The organism is Sphingobacterium sp. UBA3519 (assembly GCF_002377215.1).
GTDB lineage: Bacteria > Bacteroidota > Bacteroidia > Sphingobacteriales > Sphingobacteriaceae > Sphingobacterium > Sphingobacterium multivorum.
This window is the reverse complement of record NZ_DFPI01000024.1, coordinates 499,580-517,178: the sequence shown is the minus strand read 5'-3', so window position 1 is coordinate 517,178 and position 17,599 is coordinate 499,580. Positions and strand designations below refer to the sequence as shown.

Here is a 17,599-nt window from a genome sequence, read left to right as displayed (position 1 = left end):
TATTATGAAAAAGAATATAAGAAAAGCTTTTATTTTGTTGGCAGCCTGTGGGATACTACAGAGCTGTACAAAAGATTTTGTCGCAATAAATACAAATCCAAATGCAATTTCTGCGGCAGCGCCACAAAGTCTCATCGCGCCAGCTTTACTCAATGTGTTAAACACAAATTTATCACGGAATATGCGCATCAACAACGAGCTTATGCAAGTGACTGTAACGGTGAATGATGCATTGGAGATTCAACGGTATGAAATCAGACCGTCAGAAGCGGAATCTACCTGGTCCGGATGGTACGTACAGTTGACGAATATACGCGACATTTATCAGAAGGCAGGGGAAGGGCAGCAGAAGGGTTACCAGACATACCAGGGTATTTCGCTTATATTGGATGCTTGGGTGAGTTCGTTAATAACTGATATGTATGGTGATGTACCTTATACAGACAGCAATAAAGGGTATAGTGATAGTAATTTAACTCCTGTATTTGATAAACAGTCCGATATTTATGCGGATATCTTTAGAAAATTAGAAGAGGCCAATACGCTTTTGAAAGGTAAGGTTGCTGTCGAATCGACCAATTTAGCGATGGATCCTATATTTAATTCAGATCCTGGAAAATGGCAGAAATTTGGTAATTCTTTATATCTCCGATTATTGCTACGTATAGCACATAAGTCAGAAACCAATGCCGTTGCAAAGATCAAAGAAATATTAGAAACGAATGCCGCTGAATATCCGGTGATGCAAAGCAATGCAGAAACGGCTGCTTTATACTACACCAATGTACAGCCTTATATGAATCCTTATTTTAATAGCCGTGACATAGATTTTAATGGAAACAAAGGCTATTCAGAGTTTTTTATCAATAATCTGCTGGACCTTTCAGACCCACGATTAAAAATTTGGGCCACTGAAGCCACATTAGGAGTATATGGCGGTATGCAGTCCGGATACCAGAGAGGAAATGTCCCCGAGCAACAATCAACGCTTTTAACAAGTCTAAAAGCCGACTCGCATATGGGGAATATCATGAATTACGCCGAGTTGCAATTTATTATTGCTGAATGTGGTATGAGAGGGTATGCTCAGGTTGATGCGCCTGGAGCCTATTTAAAGGGGGTGAACGCGGCTATGGAATACTGGGGGCTAACAGCGCCAGCATCTTACCTAAGCAGTGCAAAGGTTCAGTTGCTGCCCACAGATAGTGATCATGCGAAATTGAAAAAGGTGCATTTGCAAAAATACTATGCGATGCTATTTACGGATTTCCAACAGTGGTACGAATATCGTAGAACCCAATTATTGGATTTATACAAAGGTCCGGGCTTGTTGAATCAAGGGAAAATGCCAGTACGTTTAAATTATCCAACAATTGTACAATCTTTAAACAAAGTAAATTATCAGGATGCTGTGAGTCGTATGGGGGGAGACGGGATAAATGAAAAAATGTGGTGGCAACCTTCAATCAACTAATCAATGAAAAAGTTAAAATCAATACTATGCAGTATGTTGGCGATGTCAGCATTGCTGTCCGGCTGTATCAAAGACAACGTCAATGAATCGATAGGGACGCTAAATCCTGAAATATCGTTGTATGCGCTACGCAGTCTATATAAAAATGCCGATTTACAGCTTAATGCGTCTTCGCTACAAGGGGCAGAACATATCAAAGTAGTGGTCGTTTCGCATGCGGAAAATAAGAATTTACCAGAAAATACACTTGCTGTACAGAATATTTGGCGAAATCAACGCCGTGGAATATTAGTTCAGGTACCCAATGCGTCTGAATTTAAATTTGGAGATTCGGTTCAGATCAATATTAGCGGTTCAAAACTGATTAAAAAAGATGGCTTATTAGTTCTTTCAGTCGATAATAATCAACAGCTTAAAGTCTACTCATCTGGTAATACTATTGCCCCATTACCTGTTGCTGTTTCCAGTCTAAAGTCGAAGTTTGATGAGTTTGAATCAACCTATATCGATATTACAGCCGATGTTGAACCTGAACCCGCAGCTGGGACAGCGTTGAAAGGAGATAAAATCTTAATGGATGGTGATAAAAATGAGATTATATTGCATACACAAGATAATGCGACATTTGCTGGGGAGTCCATCGCTCCAAGTGCATCATTCAGAGGAATTGCATTCAAGGAGGGCGAAAAGCTACAAGTTAGGATGCAGAGTTATGCTGATATGGCTTATGCCAGCGGTAAGTTATATGCAGGTTGGCCTGAAACTTTTGATGCTGTAGATGCGAGTGTGAAAGGTAGCTATGATATGAAGGATAAAAACGCGGTCTCCTTTCCAACGGGGCAATGGAACCTGTATCAGGCTATTCTAGGAACAACTGCTGGTCGTGATCGTATCGTTTCTGGAAAAAATGCCATCCGTATGCAGCAGAACTTAAGTGTTGATGGTTATGTGCAAATGAATTTTGATGTGCCGAATGGGGCCTCAAAAGTAACGCTTTGGTATGGTTCGTATTACACCGATCGTTCGTGTACGTTCAAGTTGGAATACTCGACCGACGGAGGAACGACATGGAAGCAAACAGGCGAGCCTATTTCGGACGCGCATACAACGACAGAGAGCATGAATTCAAAACAGGCTGTATTCTTAATGAATATTCAGGGGCCGGTTCGTTTTAGAGTTACCAAACTTGGATTAGGGACAAGTAACAATGTGATTAATAACGGAAGGTTGGGATTGGACGATATTGCTATTTATAAAAGTTATTAATTTGAAAAATTGATTTTCAAATGGCCCCATTGGATTGTGTAATCCAATGGGGCTTTTTTATCATCAGCTATTATCTCAACTCATCAAAAAAAATCGTTATCTTCATTATATAACTATAAACGAAGACTTATGAACTTAACAGATTTAGTTACAGGTGGAGTAGGCTCTAAAGCGATAGAGACTATTTCAAAAATTACTGGTATCAGCGAATCCAAGGCAAAATGGATTGTAGCAGCGGCAGTTCCTTTGATGATTGCAGCATTGAATTACAATGCCAAAAACAAGGGGCAGGCGGAAAATATTGATAAGGCTATTGACCAGCATAGCAATAGCGGGATACTCGATAAAATTGGAGATTTCTTTGGACAGGGTGGAGCAGAACAGGGCGGTGAGCAAAATGTTTCTGAAGACGGCAATAAAATTGTCAACCATATGTTCGGCCAAAATACCGAAGTCGTGACACAGCATATAGCAGATAAAGCAGGCTTGAGTTCTTCTCAGGTCACCGGAGTATTGGCTACACTTGCTCCGATAGTAATGGGGTATCTAGGACAACAAAAGCAGGCTTCAAGCGGCGGTGGGATTGGTGATCTGATCGGCTCTGTGCTTGGTGGTGGAACACAACAAAATGCAGGTGGCGGTATGTTGGGTGGTATATTAGGCTCTTTCTTAGGCGGTAGCCAAGAAGAACAAGCGCAAGCAACTGAGCAGCCGGCATCGGGAGGTAGTGTTACCGACATGTTGGGTGGATTGGCAGGCAGTTTTTTTGATAAAAATAACGATGGGCAGGCAAAGGGCAATATTCTTGATTCAATCGCCGGTATGTTTGGCAAGTAAGCTGTGTTCGGTTATTATTTTTCTTGATAAAAAGCTAGTATGGGATGAAGCTAAGATGGTGCAGATCCTAAACAGGAAGCGGTCGGAAGTTCTACACTTCCGACCGCTTTCTGTTTGTTCAATTTGTATTAATCTTCGGCCGATACTTTCGGTGGAAAATTTTTATGTTTTCTTTTGCTGATTTTGTCAATATTGACGGGTTGAGGTACCTTGACATAATATCCTGTTCCGTCATATTCACGTTTATTGGGATTTTCCTTACATGCTGGCGAACAGCATCCATCCATCTCCCAGCCGCACTCATCACATTGTGTGAAATGTTCATTACAAGTTGGGTTGGCGCAGTTGATCATTTTAGTGGTTTGCTTGCCACAGTTAAAACAAGTTGATACCACGGATGGGTTGACAGAATTTACATCGACAGTAACACGATTGTCAAAGACGTAGCATTGACCTTCAAAATCTTCACCACCTGCTTCCTTTCCGTATTTGATAATGCCGCCATGTAATTGATAAACATCCTCGAAGCCTTCTTTTAACAAGAGAGCAGATGCCTTCTCACATTTGATACCGCCTGTGCAGTACGTTAATATTTTTTTTCCTTTATATTGTTCGAGCTCTTTGATTTTCTCCGGAAACTCGCGGAAATTGTCAATATCTAGGGTAACAGCATTTTTAAAATGACCAACATTGTGCTCGTAATTTGAGCGTACATCCAATACAACCACATCCTCTTGGTCTTTCATGGCTAAGAAATCCTTCGGTTCAAGGTGCACACCGGTTTGACGGTTGGGGTCAATTTCTTTTGGATCTCTCAAACCAGAGTGAACAATTTCGGCTTTGTAGCGGCAATGCATTTTAATGAATGATGGTTCATCTACATCGTCAATTTTGAACTCTGTTTTATTGAAACGACCATCGGCATAAATGGCATCCATATAGCTTTTACAGGATTCTACAGTACCCGAAACAGTTCCATTAAGACCTTCATCAGCTACAATGATACGGCCGACTAAGTTCAGTGATTTACAAAATTCTAAATGATCTGATGCGAATTTTTCGGCATCCTCGATAGGGCTGTAACAATAGTACAGCAAAGTTTGATATTGTGTCATGATATTCATTGATACCGCTGCAAACGGCGTTTAATGCTAAAAATAAATTTAGTGCAAAGCTACGAAAAATAATAAGTGGAATAAAATGACCCTCGTCACCTTTTCTTCAAAGGTTCGAGGAGGTATTCCAAGCCATTCAGCTTTATTTCATAGAGTGTTGCTAACTGCTGGCCTAGTTTTCCCTTTGGAAAGCCTTTTTGGTTATACCACACGAGATAGGGCTCAGGAAGATTACATAAGGTGTATCCCTGGTATTTGCCAAATGGCATCTTGACTGTAACAAGTTCGGTTAAAATTTCAGGATTCAACATTAGTCTTGAGGTTTTCCATAATTGAGACGGTACCAAACTGCTTTTAGCGCAATGATGCCATGATTGAATAAATTGGGAATGGCTCCATAGTAGCGTTTGAATATCGCAAAACGCTCTTTCAAGGATTCCTGATGTCTTTGTTTTGACATCCCGCCAACAAGATACCGGGCAACATATTGCTGTGCATTGACCGTTTTTTTTGCCTTTTTGGCACAACGGATAACCCAGTCAATATCAGCGCATAATTTATAATTGAGATCGTATGGCTCGGCGATTTCCCGCTTGATGTAGATCGCCTGATGACAGATATTCATACCGTAGCGAAAGCTTTTCCAGTCGAAATGAGCCGGAACCTTGTGCCGCCGTTCACCAATAATATTCCTGTTGTCGTCCACGAGGATTGTTTCGCCGTAAAGAATATCTGCGTTATCGCTCAGTTTGGCGAGGTTCTCAATGCTATTCAGATCATAGATCTCGTCTCCAGAATTTAAAAAAAGAACATAATCGCCTGTTGCTAAGGCTAAACCCTTATTCATGGCATCATAGATACCCTTATCCTTTTCGGAGAGGATGACGGCGATTTTATCCTTGTATTTTTGGATGATCTCTAACGTTCCGTCGGTTGATTGTCCATCAATGACAATATACTCTATATGACCATAGCTCTGATTGACAACAGATTTCAGGGTGTGTTCTATGTCACGCACATTGTTGTAAACGACAGTTATAATCGAAAATTTAGGATGAGCAGACATGTTTTTTATGTATTGAATTTATTTATTTTCTTCTTCAGGAATCGGATGCCACGGTTGAATAAAGATCCTTTCCGATGGGCGTAGAAATACTTGATGGCTTCATAAGCTTGCTTGTTTTCTGAAATTTCCGTCGGAAAATACCGTATAGGACTTTCCGCTAGTGTAACCTGATACGTAGCTTCTGCAGCTGTATGTGTACCCGATCCATCGTTACCAATATTTTGTATCATTGAATTCCTTGGATACAAAACTAATCCATTTTTTTTGAATACAGAAGCGTACCAGCGTATGGCCCAAGAGTTGATCTTTCCGGCTTTAAATTCTTGCACTTGCTTCCAGAAGTTTTCTTTTCCCTCGATACTGAATTGGTGTATTTGGTCGGCGGTAAAATCCGATACAAGTTCATCAATATTGGGATTGAAATGTTGCCAGGCGCGGTCCCAGGTTGCCCAGCCCCAACTATTGGCGACCCGAAAAAAGAAAGTCTCCGGCAATTTATCTAAATCTTTTAACGGATAACCATAACCGCTGATCTCCATGACCCGATCTTGATCTTTATAGCGCTCCAGTGCCTGATTGAAATAGTCTAGTGCAAACACCGCAGTTTCCAGATCGTCTTCCAAAACAATAATCTTTCCATGGGCATTGACCACTTTTGTAACACCATCGATCACATTGGCTGCCAAACCCCAATTTTCTGTCCTTTCTACAACAATAACCTCTTTAAAGTTCCATTGCTTATTGATAATCTTTCGTACTTCAGTAACTGCCTGAACAGATTTTTCGTTTTTTGCAGCATCCGAATAGATATATAGCGTGGTCTGGTCTGCTAATATATTATTTTCTAAAGCTGAGAGTGTTCTTATTGTATGATCAGGACGATTGTACACAAAAAGTATGACTGGAGCAGTATTGTTCATTTATCAATAGATTTTGTTGAAGGCTTTTTTGTTGGTCACACGGGTACGGTAAACTGCTCCTGTTTTGCCCAGCAATCTAAAAGCAATGTTTAAGTAGCTTTTTGCTTCAAAAGCATGACCTTTAAAAAATGAAGACGCCATTTTCTTTAGACTTGCCAATATTGCCATGGAAAAAGCTTTTACAAAAGTATAATTGATATTGCAATATTCTGTCAAATGATAGACAAATTCGCTTTTCAGAAAGGCCTTGCGGTCTGTTTTACGTTGTTGCCTATCGTGGTAGGCTTTGGCTCCTTCAGCGAGAATAATGCTTAATCCGTAGTACTTGATGCGGTTGGCATAATCTTTATCTTCTCCATAATGGAAAAAGATCGGTGCGAAACCACCGACTTTTCGGATCACCAGATTGGGGATAAACCAAAATGCAGCATTGACGAACGTGCAAATTCGATTAGAATTTTCGATGATGGCGTTTTTTGTATAGACAGCAAAACCATAGTCCAGTGTTGTTTCGGTTCCATCGTAGTGAATAGGTGAGATAATTCCGATATTGTCTGCGTTGACTTTCACTAAGTTGGCAATACAGTCCCGATCCAGCCAGGCGTCCTGATTGACCAAAAATGCATAATCATACTTTTCTTTCAAAACGATGTCAAGTCCAATGTTGTTGGCCTTTCCAAAACCCAAATTTTCGGAACTTTCTATGAGTCTTACTGATGGATACTTTTCTTTTATGATCTGTGTTGTATTGTCCCCCGAGTTGTTGTCGACAACTAAAATATCTGTTGGGTAACTCGAATCCAATAGGCTGGGTAAGCACTTGTGAATCCAAGGCTCAAAATTATAAGAGACGATTATGGTGAGAATCCTGGCCATCTATTTTTTTCGGATAACTGTTAGGAAATAGTGGTATAATTCCAACAAAATACTGGGTTTAAAGATTCTATTTACGATGATATAACTGCATACTGCAATTCCAATTGTACTTGCAAACCGAAGATAGAGGTTGGCGATGGCTGCGGTGGCATAATGTGCTGCTAAGCAGCTTATCGCTGCCAATAGTGCATAAGCAAAAATATCTGTTAGCAGATAACGAAATGAATAGTTCATATAAGGTTTGGCTGATATGTACCAAACGAATATCCAGAGGGCATTTAATGCCGAGGTCAATCCAATGAGCAGTTCTAGGCCTAATGATTTGCCGAAAAATAGGATGGCAATTTGGAGTAGGCCAAAAACAATGATATTCCGCATATAAACTTCAGGTTTCCCCTTGCTAATGATTAAGTTAGAGAAAACATTGCTTACAGAATCAAATGCGGCACCAATACAAAATATTTGAAGAAATATGGCGCTTTGCGCCCATTTGTCGGTGATCGCAATAGTAATAAAATCTTGTGCTACCGTGGTTAAACCCAATAACATTGGAAAGGCTAAAAAGGCTGTAAAGGAAATCAGTTTGCGAAAAACCCGAACTTGTCTATCCTTATCATCTTCTATTTCTTTTAAAATAGGCTGTGTCACATTATTGACCATATTAGTCAATATATTCTGGGCCATGATGCTCCAACGATTTGGATTCACGGTATACCCCAGTTCTTCAGCGGTATAATGCCGGCCTAAGATCGCTGCATATATATTTTTGTTGATATTGATAAAAATGTTGGTGACCAATATTTTGCTGCTAAATCCTAAAATGTCACGAATAGGTTTAAGATCGAACTGGAAAGTAGGTCTGAATTTGGAAAAATACCAGAATCCGAGCATATTGAAACCACTATAGGAAACAATTTGGATCGCGTATGCCCAATAAGCATAGTCCTTATAGGCTAAATAAACGCCGACTATATTTGATGCGATAAGAGCAAAGGTTCCCGTGATGACCCTTTCTTTGATTTTTAAATTCCGGAAGAGGTAAGCATTGTGTGCAATACCAAAACTACCTAACCAAAAGGACAAAAAGGTAAATCTGCTGAGCTCTACTAGTACTGGTTGATTATAGTATAAAGCGATAAGAGGAGCTGCAAAAAATAGAACGATATAAATAAATGTTCCAATTCCTACGCTTGTCCAGAATACCGCGTTATAATCTTTATGTTCAACATCTTTTTTATTGACAATCCCATACACAAATCCACTTTCTTGAAAAGCAGAAGCGAGAACAGAAAAGATGGTGATCATAGCGACTAAACCATAGTCTTCTGCTGTTAGCTTACGGTTTAGTAAGATGCCGAAGCCGAAGCCCAAAAACTGCTGGATGATACTGGCCATACCACCCCATAGCAGTCCTTTTGTTGTTTTTGATTTTAAAGAGTCATTTTTCGTTTGCGATGACATGCTAAATTAAATGAGCGGCAATATTAAAGTATTGCAATTGTATTCGCAAATTCTTTTAGGGAAACGTCAGTTGGATTGACATCGGTAATCAAATAAGAAATATCACGTAACGGTACAACTTTCATTTTTTGAACTGAATTAAGTTTTTCCGCAATGCTCAGAATAGCTACTTTTTTTGAGCATTTAATCATCGCACGTTTGATTTGCACCACTTCCCAGTCTGAATCGGTCACCCCATCTTCTACGGAAAGAGAATTTGTTCCCAACAAACAAAGATCGACTTTAAGATCGGCCAGTTCATTAGCGACTTGGGCTCCCGAAACAATGTTTGTATTGCGTGAAAGTTTTCCGCCAACTAAAATGACTTCAAGATTTGGCTTTTCGGCCAATTCTAGTGCAACTAATGGACTTATAGTAAAAAACGTACACTGAAGATGATCGGGTATTGTTCTCGCTAATTCAATTAAGGTTGTCCCGCCTCCGACTAAAACAGTCATTCCATTGGAGATTAAAGTGCTTGCTTTCTTGGCAATTTCTTTCTTTGCCTCCTTGGCATATACGTTTCCATCCTGAAAAGGGAACTGAAATGATTTTGATAATGCTCCACCATAGACTTTTAGAACTTTACCATTCTCAGCAAGTTCGTTCAAGTCGCGTCTGATTGTATCTTCAGACACATTCAGCTGAACACTGAGGTCTGAGGATAAAACTTTATTATGTAGGTTGATCTGATGTATGATGAATGCTTGTCTTTCTTCCTTTAACATTGGTCTTTTGGTTTTTAATCGGAATTTTAAAATTAATTGAGAAATCAGTCTAAATGTAGTGAAAATTATTCTTCCTTTTTATCAATTTTTGTTATGCCAGCTTTGAACCTCGGTTTGAAGCCTGTAGGCTTGCTGGCAGCAGGTTCCTGTGTTTCTATGCTGTCGTTTTCAGGTTCAGCCTTTACGCTCGCATCTAACTTAATTTCGTCTTTCGTATCGGGCAGCTGTGTTTGTTCAGCAGTTTCTATTTTGGTTACTCCGGCTTTAAACCTCGGTTTGAAGCCTGTAGGCTTGCTGGCAGCAGGTTCCTGTGTTTCTGTGCTGTTGTTTTCAGGTTCAGCCTTTACGCTCGCATCTAACTTAATTTCTTCTTTGGTATCGGGCAGCTGTGTTTGTTCAGCAGTTTCTGTTTTGGTTACTCCGGCTTTGAACCTCGGTTTGAAACCCGTAGGTTTACTGGCAGCAGGTTCCTGTGTTTCTGTGCTGTTGTTTTCAGGTTCAGCCTTTATGCTCGCATCTAACTTAAGTTCGTCTTTCGTATCGGACAGCGGTGTCTGGTCAGCAGTTTCTGCTTTGGTTATTCCAGCTTTAAACCTTGGTTTGAATCCTGTAGGTTTTGGAGCCGATGTCGATGCTTCGTCGGTCGTTTCTTCGGATGCTGGAGTGCTTGCCGCTGCGTCAGGAGCTTTGGTTACTCCAGCTTTAAACCTCGGTTTGAAACCCGTTGGTTTTGGAGCCGCCGTCGTCGCTTCGTCGGTCGTTTCTTCGGATGCAGGAGTGCTTGCCGCTGCGTCAGGAGCTTTGGTAACTCCGGCCTTGAACCTCGGTTTGAAGCCTGTCGGTATTGAATCTGGAGTGGATTCCGCTGAATCAGCTATTTCCTGTTTGGATGTTGCTTGAGCTTCATCTTTTACAGCGGCAGAAGGAGCCTTGAATCGCGGTTTAAAGCCTGCTGGTTTTGCCGTAGGAATACTGGAGGTCTCGGATGATGCATCTGGGGTAACCTGCTTTTCAACAGGTTTTGCAATAACAGTTTCCTCCTCTGCTAAATGGAAACTTTTTCGAAGCTTGTTGAACCAAAACTTTTTGCTGTGGTCAAAACTCTTTTCTCCCATAGCAGAATAATGTGCTTTGAACTCTTCAAATAAAGGTTCATCTGCAGCTTTTAAAGCTTTTAAATCAATTTTCTTTTTTATGAAAAATTCTTCAAAAGTCATTCTGGTACGAGTTTGATTTAGTCTATTACAAATGTAGTAATTTTTCTGACGGGGCTAGGCGGTGCTTTAAATAAAAAAGAGCGACAAGCGCTCTTTTTTATAGTTTTATAGGTTCAATAGCTTAAGCCATGTTATGGTAAACTGCTTGAACATCGTCATCTTCTTCGATTTTATCGATCATCTTCAATACATCAGCAGCTTGTTCTTCCGTAATATCTGAATGCGATAATGCGATACGTTCCAATTTTGCAGATGTTACTTCAATTCCCTTTTCTTCCAGTAATTTTTGCATATTACCAAAGTCTTCAAAGGAAGTTTGAACGACAGCAATATCATTGCCTTCTTCATCAGATTCTACGTACAATTCTTCTAAGCCTCCATCGATCAACTCTAATTCAAGCTCTTCTAGGTCCAGTTCCTCTGTTGCAGCAAAACGGAAAATGGATTTACGATTGAAAATAAAATCCAATGATCCTGTTTTCCCCAATGAACCACCTGCTTTTGTGAAATAGCTACGGATGTTTCCTACGGTGCGGTTGGTGTTATCTGTTGCAGTTTCAATTAATACAGGTACGCCATGAGGGCCGTAGCCTTCGTATACATATTCTTCGTAACCTTTTGAATCTTTTTCCGAAGCACGTTTGATTGCGGCTTCGATACGATCCTTTGGCATATTTACTGCCTTGGCATTGTGTATTGCTGTACGAAGTCTCGAGTTAGTTTCAGGGTGAGGGCCGCTTTCTTTAACCGCCATAGCGATTTCTTTACCTAAACGTGTAAATTGAACGGCCATTTTGGCCCAGCGTTTGAATTTCCGCTCTTTTCTGAATTCGAAAGCTCTTCCCATTGTTATATTTTGTTTTTAAGATTTTCAATCATGTCGACTGTCATCTTCTGGATGTCAAATTCCGGCGTCCAGTTCCAGTCTTTTCTTGCATAAGAATCGTCTAGACTAGCAGGCCATGAATCGGCAATCTGTTGTCTTGGATCGTTCTCGATGTAAGAGATTGCAAAATTAGGAAGAATTTTTTTAATTTCTTGCGCAAGTTCTTTTGGAGTAAACGTAATTCCACCAAGGTTATAGCTGTGGCGAATGCTTAGGCTTTCTTTGGGTGCATCCATTAATTCGAGTGTACCACGGATGGCATCCTCCATATAGAGCATTGGTAAGGCCGTGTTTTCAGATAAGAAGCAGGCGTAAGTCCCGGTTTTCAATGCTTCATAAAAAATATCGACTGCATAATCCGTTGTGCCACCCCCTGGTTCTGTTTTCCAAGAAATGATACCTGGATAACGGACACTGCGAATATCCAGACCACGGTGTTCTTGATACCATTCTATAAGGCGCTCACCTGCAAGCTTGCTGATGCCATAAATTGTGTTCGGATCCATTACGCAATATTGTTCGGTATTTGTTTTCGGAGAATGCGGTCCAAAAACAGCAATCGAGCTTGGCCAAAATATCTTTGAAACTTTATAGCTCACGGCTAGATCAAGCAGATTCAACAGACCATTCATGTTCAATTCCCAAGCCTTCTCAGGGTATTTTTCACCTGTAGCTGAAAGCATGGCAGCTAATAGATATACTTGAGTAGGTTTATATTGTTGAAATAATGTCTCGAGTCCATTTTTGTCAAGGACATTAGCGATTTCGAAATTTTCGTCAGGGCTTTTAATCTGTGGTTCTCTAATGTCAGTGGTTACAACATTCTCTGCACCAAATTTTTTGCGCAAGGCGATAGCTAATTCTGTGCCGATCTGGCCATTTGCACCAATGATAATAATGCTTTCTTTCATTTGTAAGTTTTATTTTAGGAAGCTCCTGCTTTCACTATAATGAGTGTTTATGCTCAAAAATATAAATGAATCGCTTCGCTCGTTTCTTCCTATCGATATGATAGGATCTAGCCTGACATAATTTACGTTTCATCATGTAATGAAAAATGAAATTTCAACCATGGCGGTTTATGATGCAAATATAAAGGCTTTTCAGTATCTATCAACTTTGTGGTCTTTTAGGAAGCCGGGAAAAAATGTTAATTTTTAGACTCTTTGGACTGTTTTTATGAGATTTTAAACTGTTTCAATCGTTTGTTCTTTTTTTTTGAATAAGCGGTGAAAATTTTTATTTTTTTTGAATTGCTTTAATTCTAATTTTATGGCATGAATCAAAGAACTTAACGATTCCATTTTAGCAATTTAGGAGGGGAAATGCTAAATGTTGTGACATTTTTAGCTAAGCGCTTAATATTTTGTTATTTTAATAGTGGAATTGGGGAATATTTTTTAAATTTGAAGAATTCATTCTTCGAGAATCAACTAAAAACAAAATCAAATAACAATTTTAATATACACAATTTAAACACAGACAAAAATGAAAGTGGCAGTAGTCGGCGCAACAGGCCTTGTAGGTACTGAGATGCTAACCGTGTTGGCGGCGCGAAATTTCCCAGTAACAGAATTAATTCCAGTAGCTTCAGAGCGTAGTAAGGGTAAGGAAATTGAATTCAAGGGAAAGAAGTATAAGGTGGTTACACCATCTGAGGCTATTGCTTTGAAACCTGATGTTGCGTTATTTTCTGCTGGCGGTGATACCTCGAAAGAATTTGCCCCTCAATTTGCAGAAGCTGGAATTACAGTGATCGACAATTCTTCAGCATGGCGTATGGATCCAACGAAAAAGTTGGTTGTTCCAGAAGTAAATGGTGATGTGTTATCTGCTGAAGATAAAATTATTGCAAACCCGAATTGTTCAACTATACAAATGGTGGTGGCTTTAAAGCCATTACATGATAAATATAAAATCAAACGTGTTGTCGTTTCTACCTACCAATCTGTAACAGGTACAGGTGTTAAGGCCGTTAACCAATTGATGGATGAACGTGCTGGAAAAGATGGTGAAAAAGCTTATCCTTATCAGATTGATCTGAACGTGATTCCGCATATTGATGTTTTCCAAGAAAATGGATACACCAAAGAGGAGATGAAGATGATTTTGGAAACAAATAAAATCATGCGTGATGATTCTATTAAAGTAACTGCAACGACAGTGCGTATTCCTGTTATGGGAGGACACTCTGAATCATTGAATATCGAATTTGAAAATGACTTTGATTTGAATGATGTACGTGCAGCTTTAGCCGCGCAAAGTGGCTGTATTGTTGTTGACGATCCTGCGTCACTACAATATCCAATGCCGAAGGATGCACACGGTAGAGATGAGGTTTTTGTAGGACGCATCCGTCGTGATGAATCTCAGCCAAATACGCTCAACATGTGGGTAGTAGCGGATAACTTACGTAAGGGTGCTGCAACAAATGCAGTTCAGGTAGCGGAGTTATTGGCTGAAAAAGGATTGATCTAACTCAAGTAGATTCCATAATAAATATTGAGCCCCCATGAATTCGTTCATGGGGGCTCTTTTTTGTTCCATTAGCAAATCACAATTTAGATACTTATGATTTGGTCCTTGATGTCGGGGCTATAAATTATGGTGTCAATGTTGTGGGGTGGATCGAAAATTCAATCTTGTCATTCAACGGAGCATAGCTTTCTTTGCTTTGCTCTTCCAGTCGATCTGGAAATAGAATGCCGAAAAGATGATCCGTTTCGTGCTGTAAAATAACAGCAGTAAAACCCTCGATATTTTCTTCAATAACTTTACCTTCTTTATTGATGTATTGCAGGCGGATCGCATAACTCCGTAATACATCTTCTTTACGGTTGGGGATAGAAAGACAGCCTTCTGCACCTTTACGCTTCAGTTTGGAGCGCCATAGAATTTTAGGATTCACATAGAATTCAAATGGCTGATCCGGTTTGTCAAATCGCTGTACCCAGATTAAATTTTTATTGATGCCGATCTGTGGCGCTGCGATGCCTACACCGGGGTGATTGGGATCACGTACAGTCGCGAACATTCTTTTGGAAAGAGACTCAATCAATGGGTCGTTGTATTTGACATCACTGCTTGTCGCTTTTAAAACTCTCAGATCTTTATCGTCTGTTGTTTGCAATACGCGAAGAATTGCATTTTCATCTCCTGATAAAATGATTTTCTTGTCGGCAGCACTGAACTCCTGTCCTGCGTTAAGATTGACTGGTCTTTCATTCTTTGACTTATGAAATGCTTTTTCTCCGGCCATAATTTTTGTTTCTAAATTGTTCTCGACTGGGGGTACTGGGCAACGGTACCCGTTGCTATAGGCACAGTATGGGTTGTAGGCTTTGTTAAAGTCTATCTCAACATCGTTTCCTTTAATGTCGTCTGTGGATAAATCAATATACCGGCCCCCACTGTAGCTTTCCTGACCATTTGTTAAATCTAAAAATGGTAAAAATAAATGTTTTTTGTATCCAGGATTTTGAAATAATGCGACACTTTGGTAGACATTCAACGTATGTTCTTTTCCATGAAGCGTAAATGTTATAATAGCATAACGTTTGTATTCGTTGCTTGTGCCGTCGTAGGTCGGCATCCGGAATACCGGTTCATCAAATAGGACTTCAACTTTGGCGTTGACTTTATAACTGGCGTCTACAGGAAAGTAATCCAAAAACGCTACCTGATCTGATTTCAATGGGCCGTATTGTTCTTTCGCCAATTCAGCGGCTTTTTCTTCACGAAGAGCAGTAATGTGTTGCTCGTATTTACTTTGGGCATGCGTATTCAAGCATAAGGCCAAAAGGAAACTGGCAATAAGTGTTTTTTTCATTTGTTTGCATATTTATTTGCCCGATTTCATACAGCCCAATGCCCTGTTGCTTTTGCTGTTATTTTGATCCGTTTACTTATAGGGTAAGTCGGTAGACCCGCTATGATCGGATTGAATTCGGTGATCTATTGCCCCAAAAAGCAAGTTAGTTTGCTTTTGTTAAATAGTCTATCAAAGTTATAGTTTTTTTTGATTAAAAAGTCAGAATTAAAAGATCAAAAATGAAAAGGGCATGTATTGAAAAGAAGTGTCCAATTGAAATATTACATCTTCCTGTGTAATACTCAGGACTACTTTGTATTTTTGTGAAAAATATATATCCATGAGATTGATGGCCTTTGATTACGGTACAAAACGAATAGGGGTTGCGGTGACCGATCCAATGCAAATTATTGCTACAGCATTGACGACGGTACACCCGCAGGATATCTGGACATACTTAGCCGATTATTTACAGACAGAACAGGTGGAAACTTTTGTTGTAGGCAAGCCACGGCAACTGGATGGGACCGACTCTGAATCCGCACAGCATGTTGTCGGGTTTATTCGAAAACTGAAAAAGACTTATCCCACAATTGCTGTCGCTGAAATAGACGAGCGTTTTACTTCTAAAATGGCTTCTGCAGCGATCGCACAAAGTGGCAAAAAAAAGAAGGATCGTCAACAAAAAGGGCTGATTGACACGGTGTCTGCAACGATTATTTTGCAAAGCTACATGGATAGCCGTAATTTTTAGATACACAGCGACTAATACGTCAAAATAAGAATGAATAAAAAATAGAAGGATGAAGAGCATATTATTTTTTACCGAGGATACGGATTTCAAATTAAAAGAAAAGGGAAAGATTCGTCAATGGATTGCTGATGCCATCAAAGGCGAAGGATTTAAGCGTGTGGGCGAATTGAGCTTTATCCTTTGCTCGGATGCTTACTTGCTTGAAATCAATAAGCAATATTTAAATCACGACACCTATACTGATATCGTTACTTTTGATTCTTCCGAATATGAGGACACCATCGCCGGCGATATTTTTATCAGTGTGGAACGTATTCAGGAGAATGCCGAAAAATTTAAGGTTGATGTGCGAGACGAGCTTCATCGGGTGATCATTCATGGTGTAATGCATCTGTGCGGTTATCCGGATAAAAAGCCGGCAGATAAAGCCAAGATGACCGCCAAGGAGGATGAGTATCTCGGTAAAAGAAACTTTTAATATACTCCTTCGTGCATTCATTAGGACCCACAGTTCGGTGAACCGACTGAAGATTCTATTTTACTCGAGAGAAGGAAGCAATACATAAAAAAAGCGCTTTACAATTTGTAAAACGCTTTTTTTATGTTGTTTCTAACGACTAGAATCTTTCAAATTGAGAGAAGAAGAAGTTTCCTTCAATAGCAGCATTCTCATCTGAATCCGATCCATGTATAGCGTTTGCATCAATAGATTTAGCATATTTGTTACGGATTGTACCTTCAGCTGCATCAGCAGGATTAGTCGCGCCGATCAATGTGCGGAAATCCTCAACAGCATTATCTTTTTCCAGGATTGCAGCAACGATAGGACCTGAAGTCATAAAGTTTACCAACTCACCATAGAAAGGACGCTCTTTGTGTACTGCATAGAATGCACCTGCTGTCTCTTGAGAAAGTTGGATGTATTTCATTGCAATGATTTTAAAACCACCAGCAATGATATCGTTCAAGATTGCACCGATGTGACCGTTCGCTACTGCGTCAGGTTTGATCATCGTAAAAGTTCTGTTAGTTGCCATTATTTTAATTTTTTTGCAAAATTAGATAAATTGCTTTTCATATGCAATATCATTACGCCTCAATATAGACACAATTATTGATAAGCCGACTAGCTGATGTCATCCTTATCGC

Annotated in this window: 18 protein-coding genes; 6 read left to right on the top strand and 12 right to left on the bottom strand. The window is 39.8% G+C overall.

What is annotated here, in order from left to right:
• The first annotated feature begins 4 nt into the window (after positions 1-4).
• From B3297_RS14680 to B3297_RS14670, 3 genes are all read left to right on the top strand, one after another.
• Positions 5-1,474, top strand: coding sequence for a SusD/RagB family nutrient-binding outer membrane lipoprotein (locus B3297_RS14680; protein ID WP_070561428.1), 1,470 nt, complete (start codon positions 5-7; stop codon positions 1,472-1,474).
• A gap of 3 nt (positions 1,475-1,477) precedes the next feature.
• The gene (locus B3297_RS14675; RefSeq protein ID WP_139144882.1) at positions 1,478-2,740 is read left to right on the top strand and encodes a DUF5689 domain-containing protein; all 1,263 of its coding nucleotides are present in this window, start codon (positions 1,478-1,480) and stop codon (positions 2,738-2,740) included.
• Between the two features lie 129 nt (positions 2,741-2,869).
• Positions 2,870-3,577, top strand: a complete 708-nt coding sequence (locus tag B3297_RS14670; protein ID WP_070561423.1) for a DUF937 domain-containing protein — start codon at positions 2,870-2,872, stop codon at positions 3,575-3,577.
• Between the two features lie 128 nt (positions 3,578-3,705).
• Here the strand turns inward: B3297_RS14670 and B3297_RS14665 are convergent, their stop codons facing one another.
• The 10 genes from B3297_RS14665 to B3297_RS14620 all read right to left on the bottom strand — a co-directional run bounded on the left by B3297_RS14665 (position 3,706) and on the right by B3297_RS14620 (position 12,796).
• Positions 3,706-4,692 carry a rhodanese-related sulfurtransferase gene (locus B3297_RS14665; protein WP_070561516.1) on the bottom strand — a complete coding sequence of 329 codons (987 nt, stop codon included), beginning with the start codon at positions 4,690-4,692 and terminating at the stop codon, positions 3,706-3,708.
• Between the two features lie 95 nt (positions 4,693-4,787).
• A complete protein-coding gene (locus B3297_RS14660; protein WP_046673143.1) occupies positions 4,788-5,003 on the bottom strand; it encodes a DUF3820 family protein in 216 nt (71 codons plus the stop codon).
• A complete protein-coding gene (locus B3297_RS14655) occupies positions 5,003-5,758 on the bottom strand; it encodes a glycosyltransferase family 2 protein (protein WP_070561421.1) in 756 nt (251 codons plus the stop codon). The genes B3297_RS14660 and B3297_RS14655 overlap by 1 nt, the downstream gene beginning before the upstream one ends.
• Positions 5,759-5,763: 5 nt before the next feature.
• On the bottom strand, positions 5,764-6,678 hold the full coding sequence (locus tag B3297_RS14650) for a glycosyltransferase (protein ID WP_286710271.1): 915 nt from the start codon (positions 6,676-6,678) through the stop codon (positions 5,764-5,766).
• Positions 6,679-6,681: 3 nt separating this feature from the next.
• Positions 6,682-7,554: a glycosyltransferase family 2 protein gene (locus B3297_RS14645; protein ID WP_115046389.1), complete on the bottom strand. Its 873-nt coding sequence runs from the start codon at positions 7,552-7,554 to the stop codon at positions 6,682-6,684.
• Entirely contained in the window at positions 7,555-9,015 is a 1,461-nt protein-coding gene (locus B3297_RS14640) for a lipopolysaccharide biosynthesis protein (RefSeq protein WP_070561415.1), read from the bottom strand.
• Between the two features lie 23 nt (positions 9,016-9,038).
• Positions 9,039-9,782, bottom strand: a complete 744-nt coding sequence (locus B3297_RS14635) for a DeoR/GlpR family DNA-binding transcription regulator (protein ID WP_046673148.1) — start codon at positions 9,780-9,782, stop codon at positions 9,039-9,041.
• A 65-nt stretch (positions 9,783-9,847) separates the two neighbouring features.
• Positions 9,848-10,999, bottom strand: coding sequence for a hypothetical protein (locus B3297_RS14630; protein WP_115046391.1), 1,152 nt, complete (start codon positions 10,997-10,999; stop codon positions 9,848-9,850).
• Positions 11,000-11,120: 121 nt separating this feature from the next.
• On the bottom strand, positions 11,121-11,846 hold the full coding sequence (locus tag B3297_RS14625; protein ID WP_070561411.1) for a YebC/PmpR family DNA-binding transcriptional regulator: 726 nt from the start codon (positions 11,844-11,846) through the stop codon (positions 11,121-11,123).
• Positions 11,847-11,848: 2 nt separating this feature from the next.
• Complete coding sequence (locus B3297_RS14620) at positions 11,849-12,796, bottom strand: NAD-dependent epimerase/dehydratase family protein (protein ID WP_286779069.1); 948 nt, start codon at positions 12,794-12,796, stop codon at positions 11,849-11,851.
• 577 nt (positions 12,797-13,373) lie between these two features.
• Between B3297_RS14620 and B3297_RS14615 the strand changes: the two genes are divergently transcribed.
• Positions 13,374-14,363: an aspartate-semialdehyde dehydrogenase gene (locus B3297_RS14615; RefSeq protein ID WP_046671587.1), complete on the top strand. Its 990-nt coding sequence runs from the start codon at positions 13,374-13,376 to the stop codon at positions 14,361-14,363.
• A 124-nt stretch (positions 14,364-14,487) separates the two neighbouring features.
• Here B3297_RS14615 and def read toward each other — a convergent pair whose 3' ends face one another.
• On the bottom strand, positions 14,488-15,714 hold the full coding sequence (gene def, locus B3297_RS14610) for a peptide deformylase (RefSeq protein ID WP_286779068.1): 1,227 nt from the start codon (positions 15,712-15,714) through the stop codon (positions 14,488-14,490).
• Between the two features lie 322 nt (positions 15,715-16,036).
• Here def and ruvX point away from each other — a divergent pair, with 322 nt between their 5' ends.
• Both ruvX and ybeY read left to right on the top strand, forming a co-directional pair.
• Positions 16,037-16,450 (top strand): Holliday junction resolvase RuvX, encoded by a 414-nt coding sequence (gene ruvX, locus B3297_RS14605; protein ID WP_070561409.1) that lies wholly within the window; start codon positions 16,037-16,039, stop codon positions 16,448-16,450.
• Positions 16,451-16,499: 49 nt separating this feature from the next.
• Complete coding sequence (gene ybeY / locus B3297_RS14600; RefSeq protein ID WP_070561407.1) at positions 16,500-16,928, top strand: rRNA maturation RNase YbeY; 429 nt, start codon at positions 16,500-16,502, stop codon at positions 16,926-16,928.
• 139 nt (positions 16,929-17,067) lie between these two features.
• Here ybeY and B3297_RS14595 read toward each other — a convergent pair whose 3' ends face one another.
• Positions 17,068-17,487, bottom strand: coding sequence for a nucleoside-diphosphate kinase (locus tag B3297_RS14595; protein ID WP_046672716.1), 420 nt, complete (start codon positions 17,485-17,487; stop codon positions 17,068-17,070).
• Between the last annotated feature and the right edge of the window lie 112 nt (positions 17,488-17,599).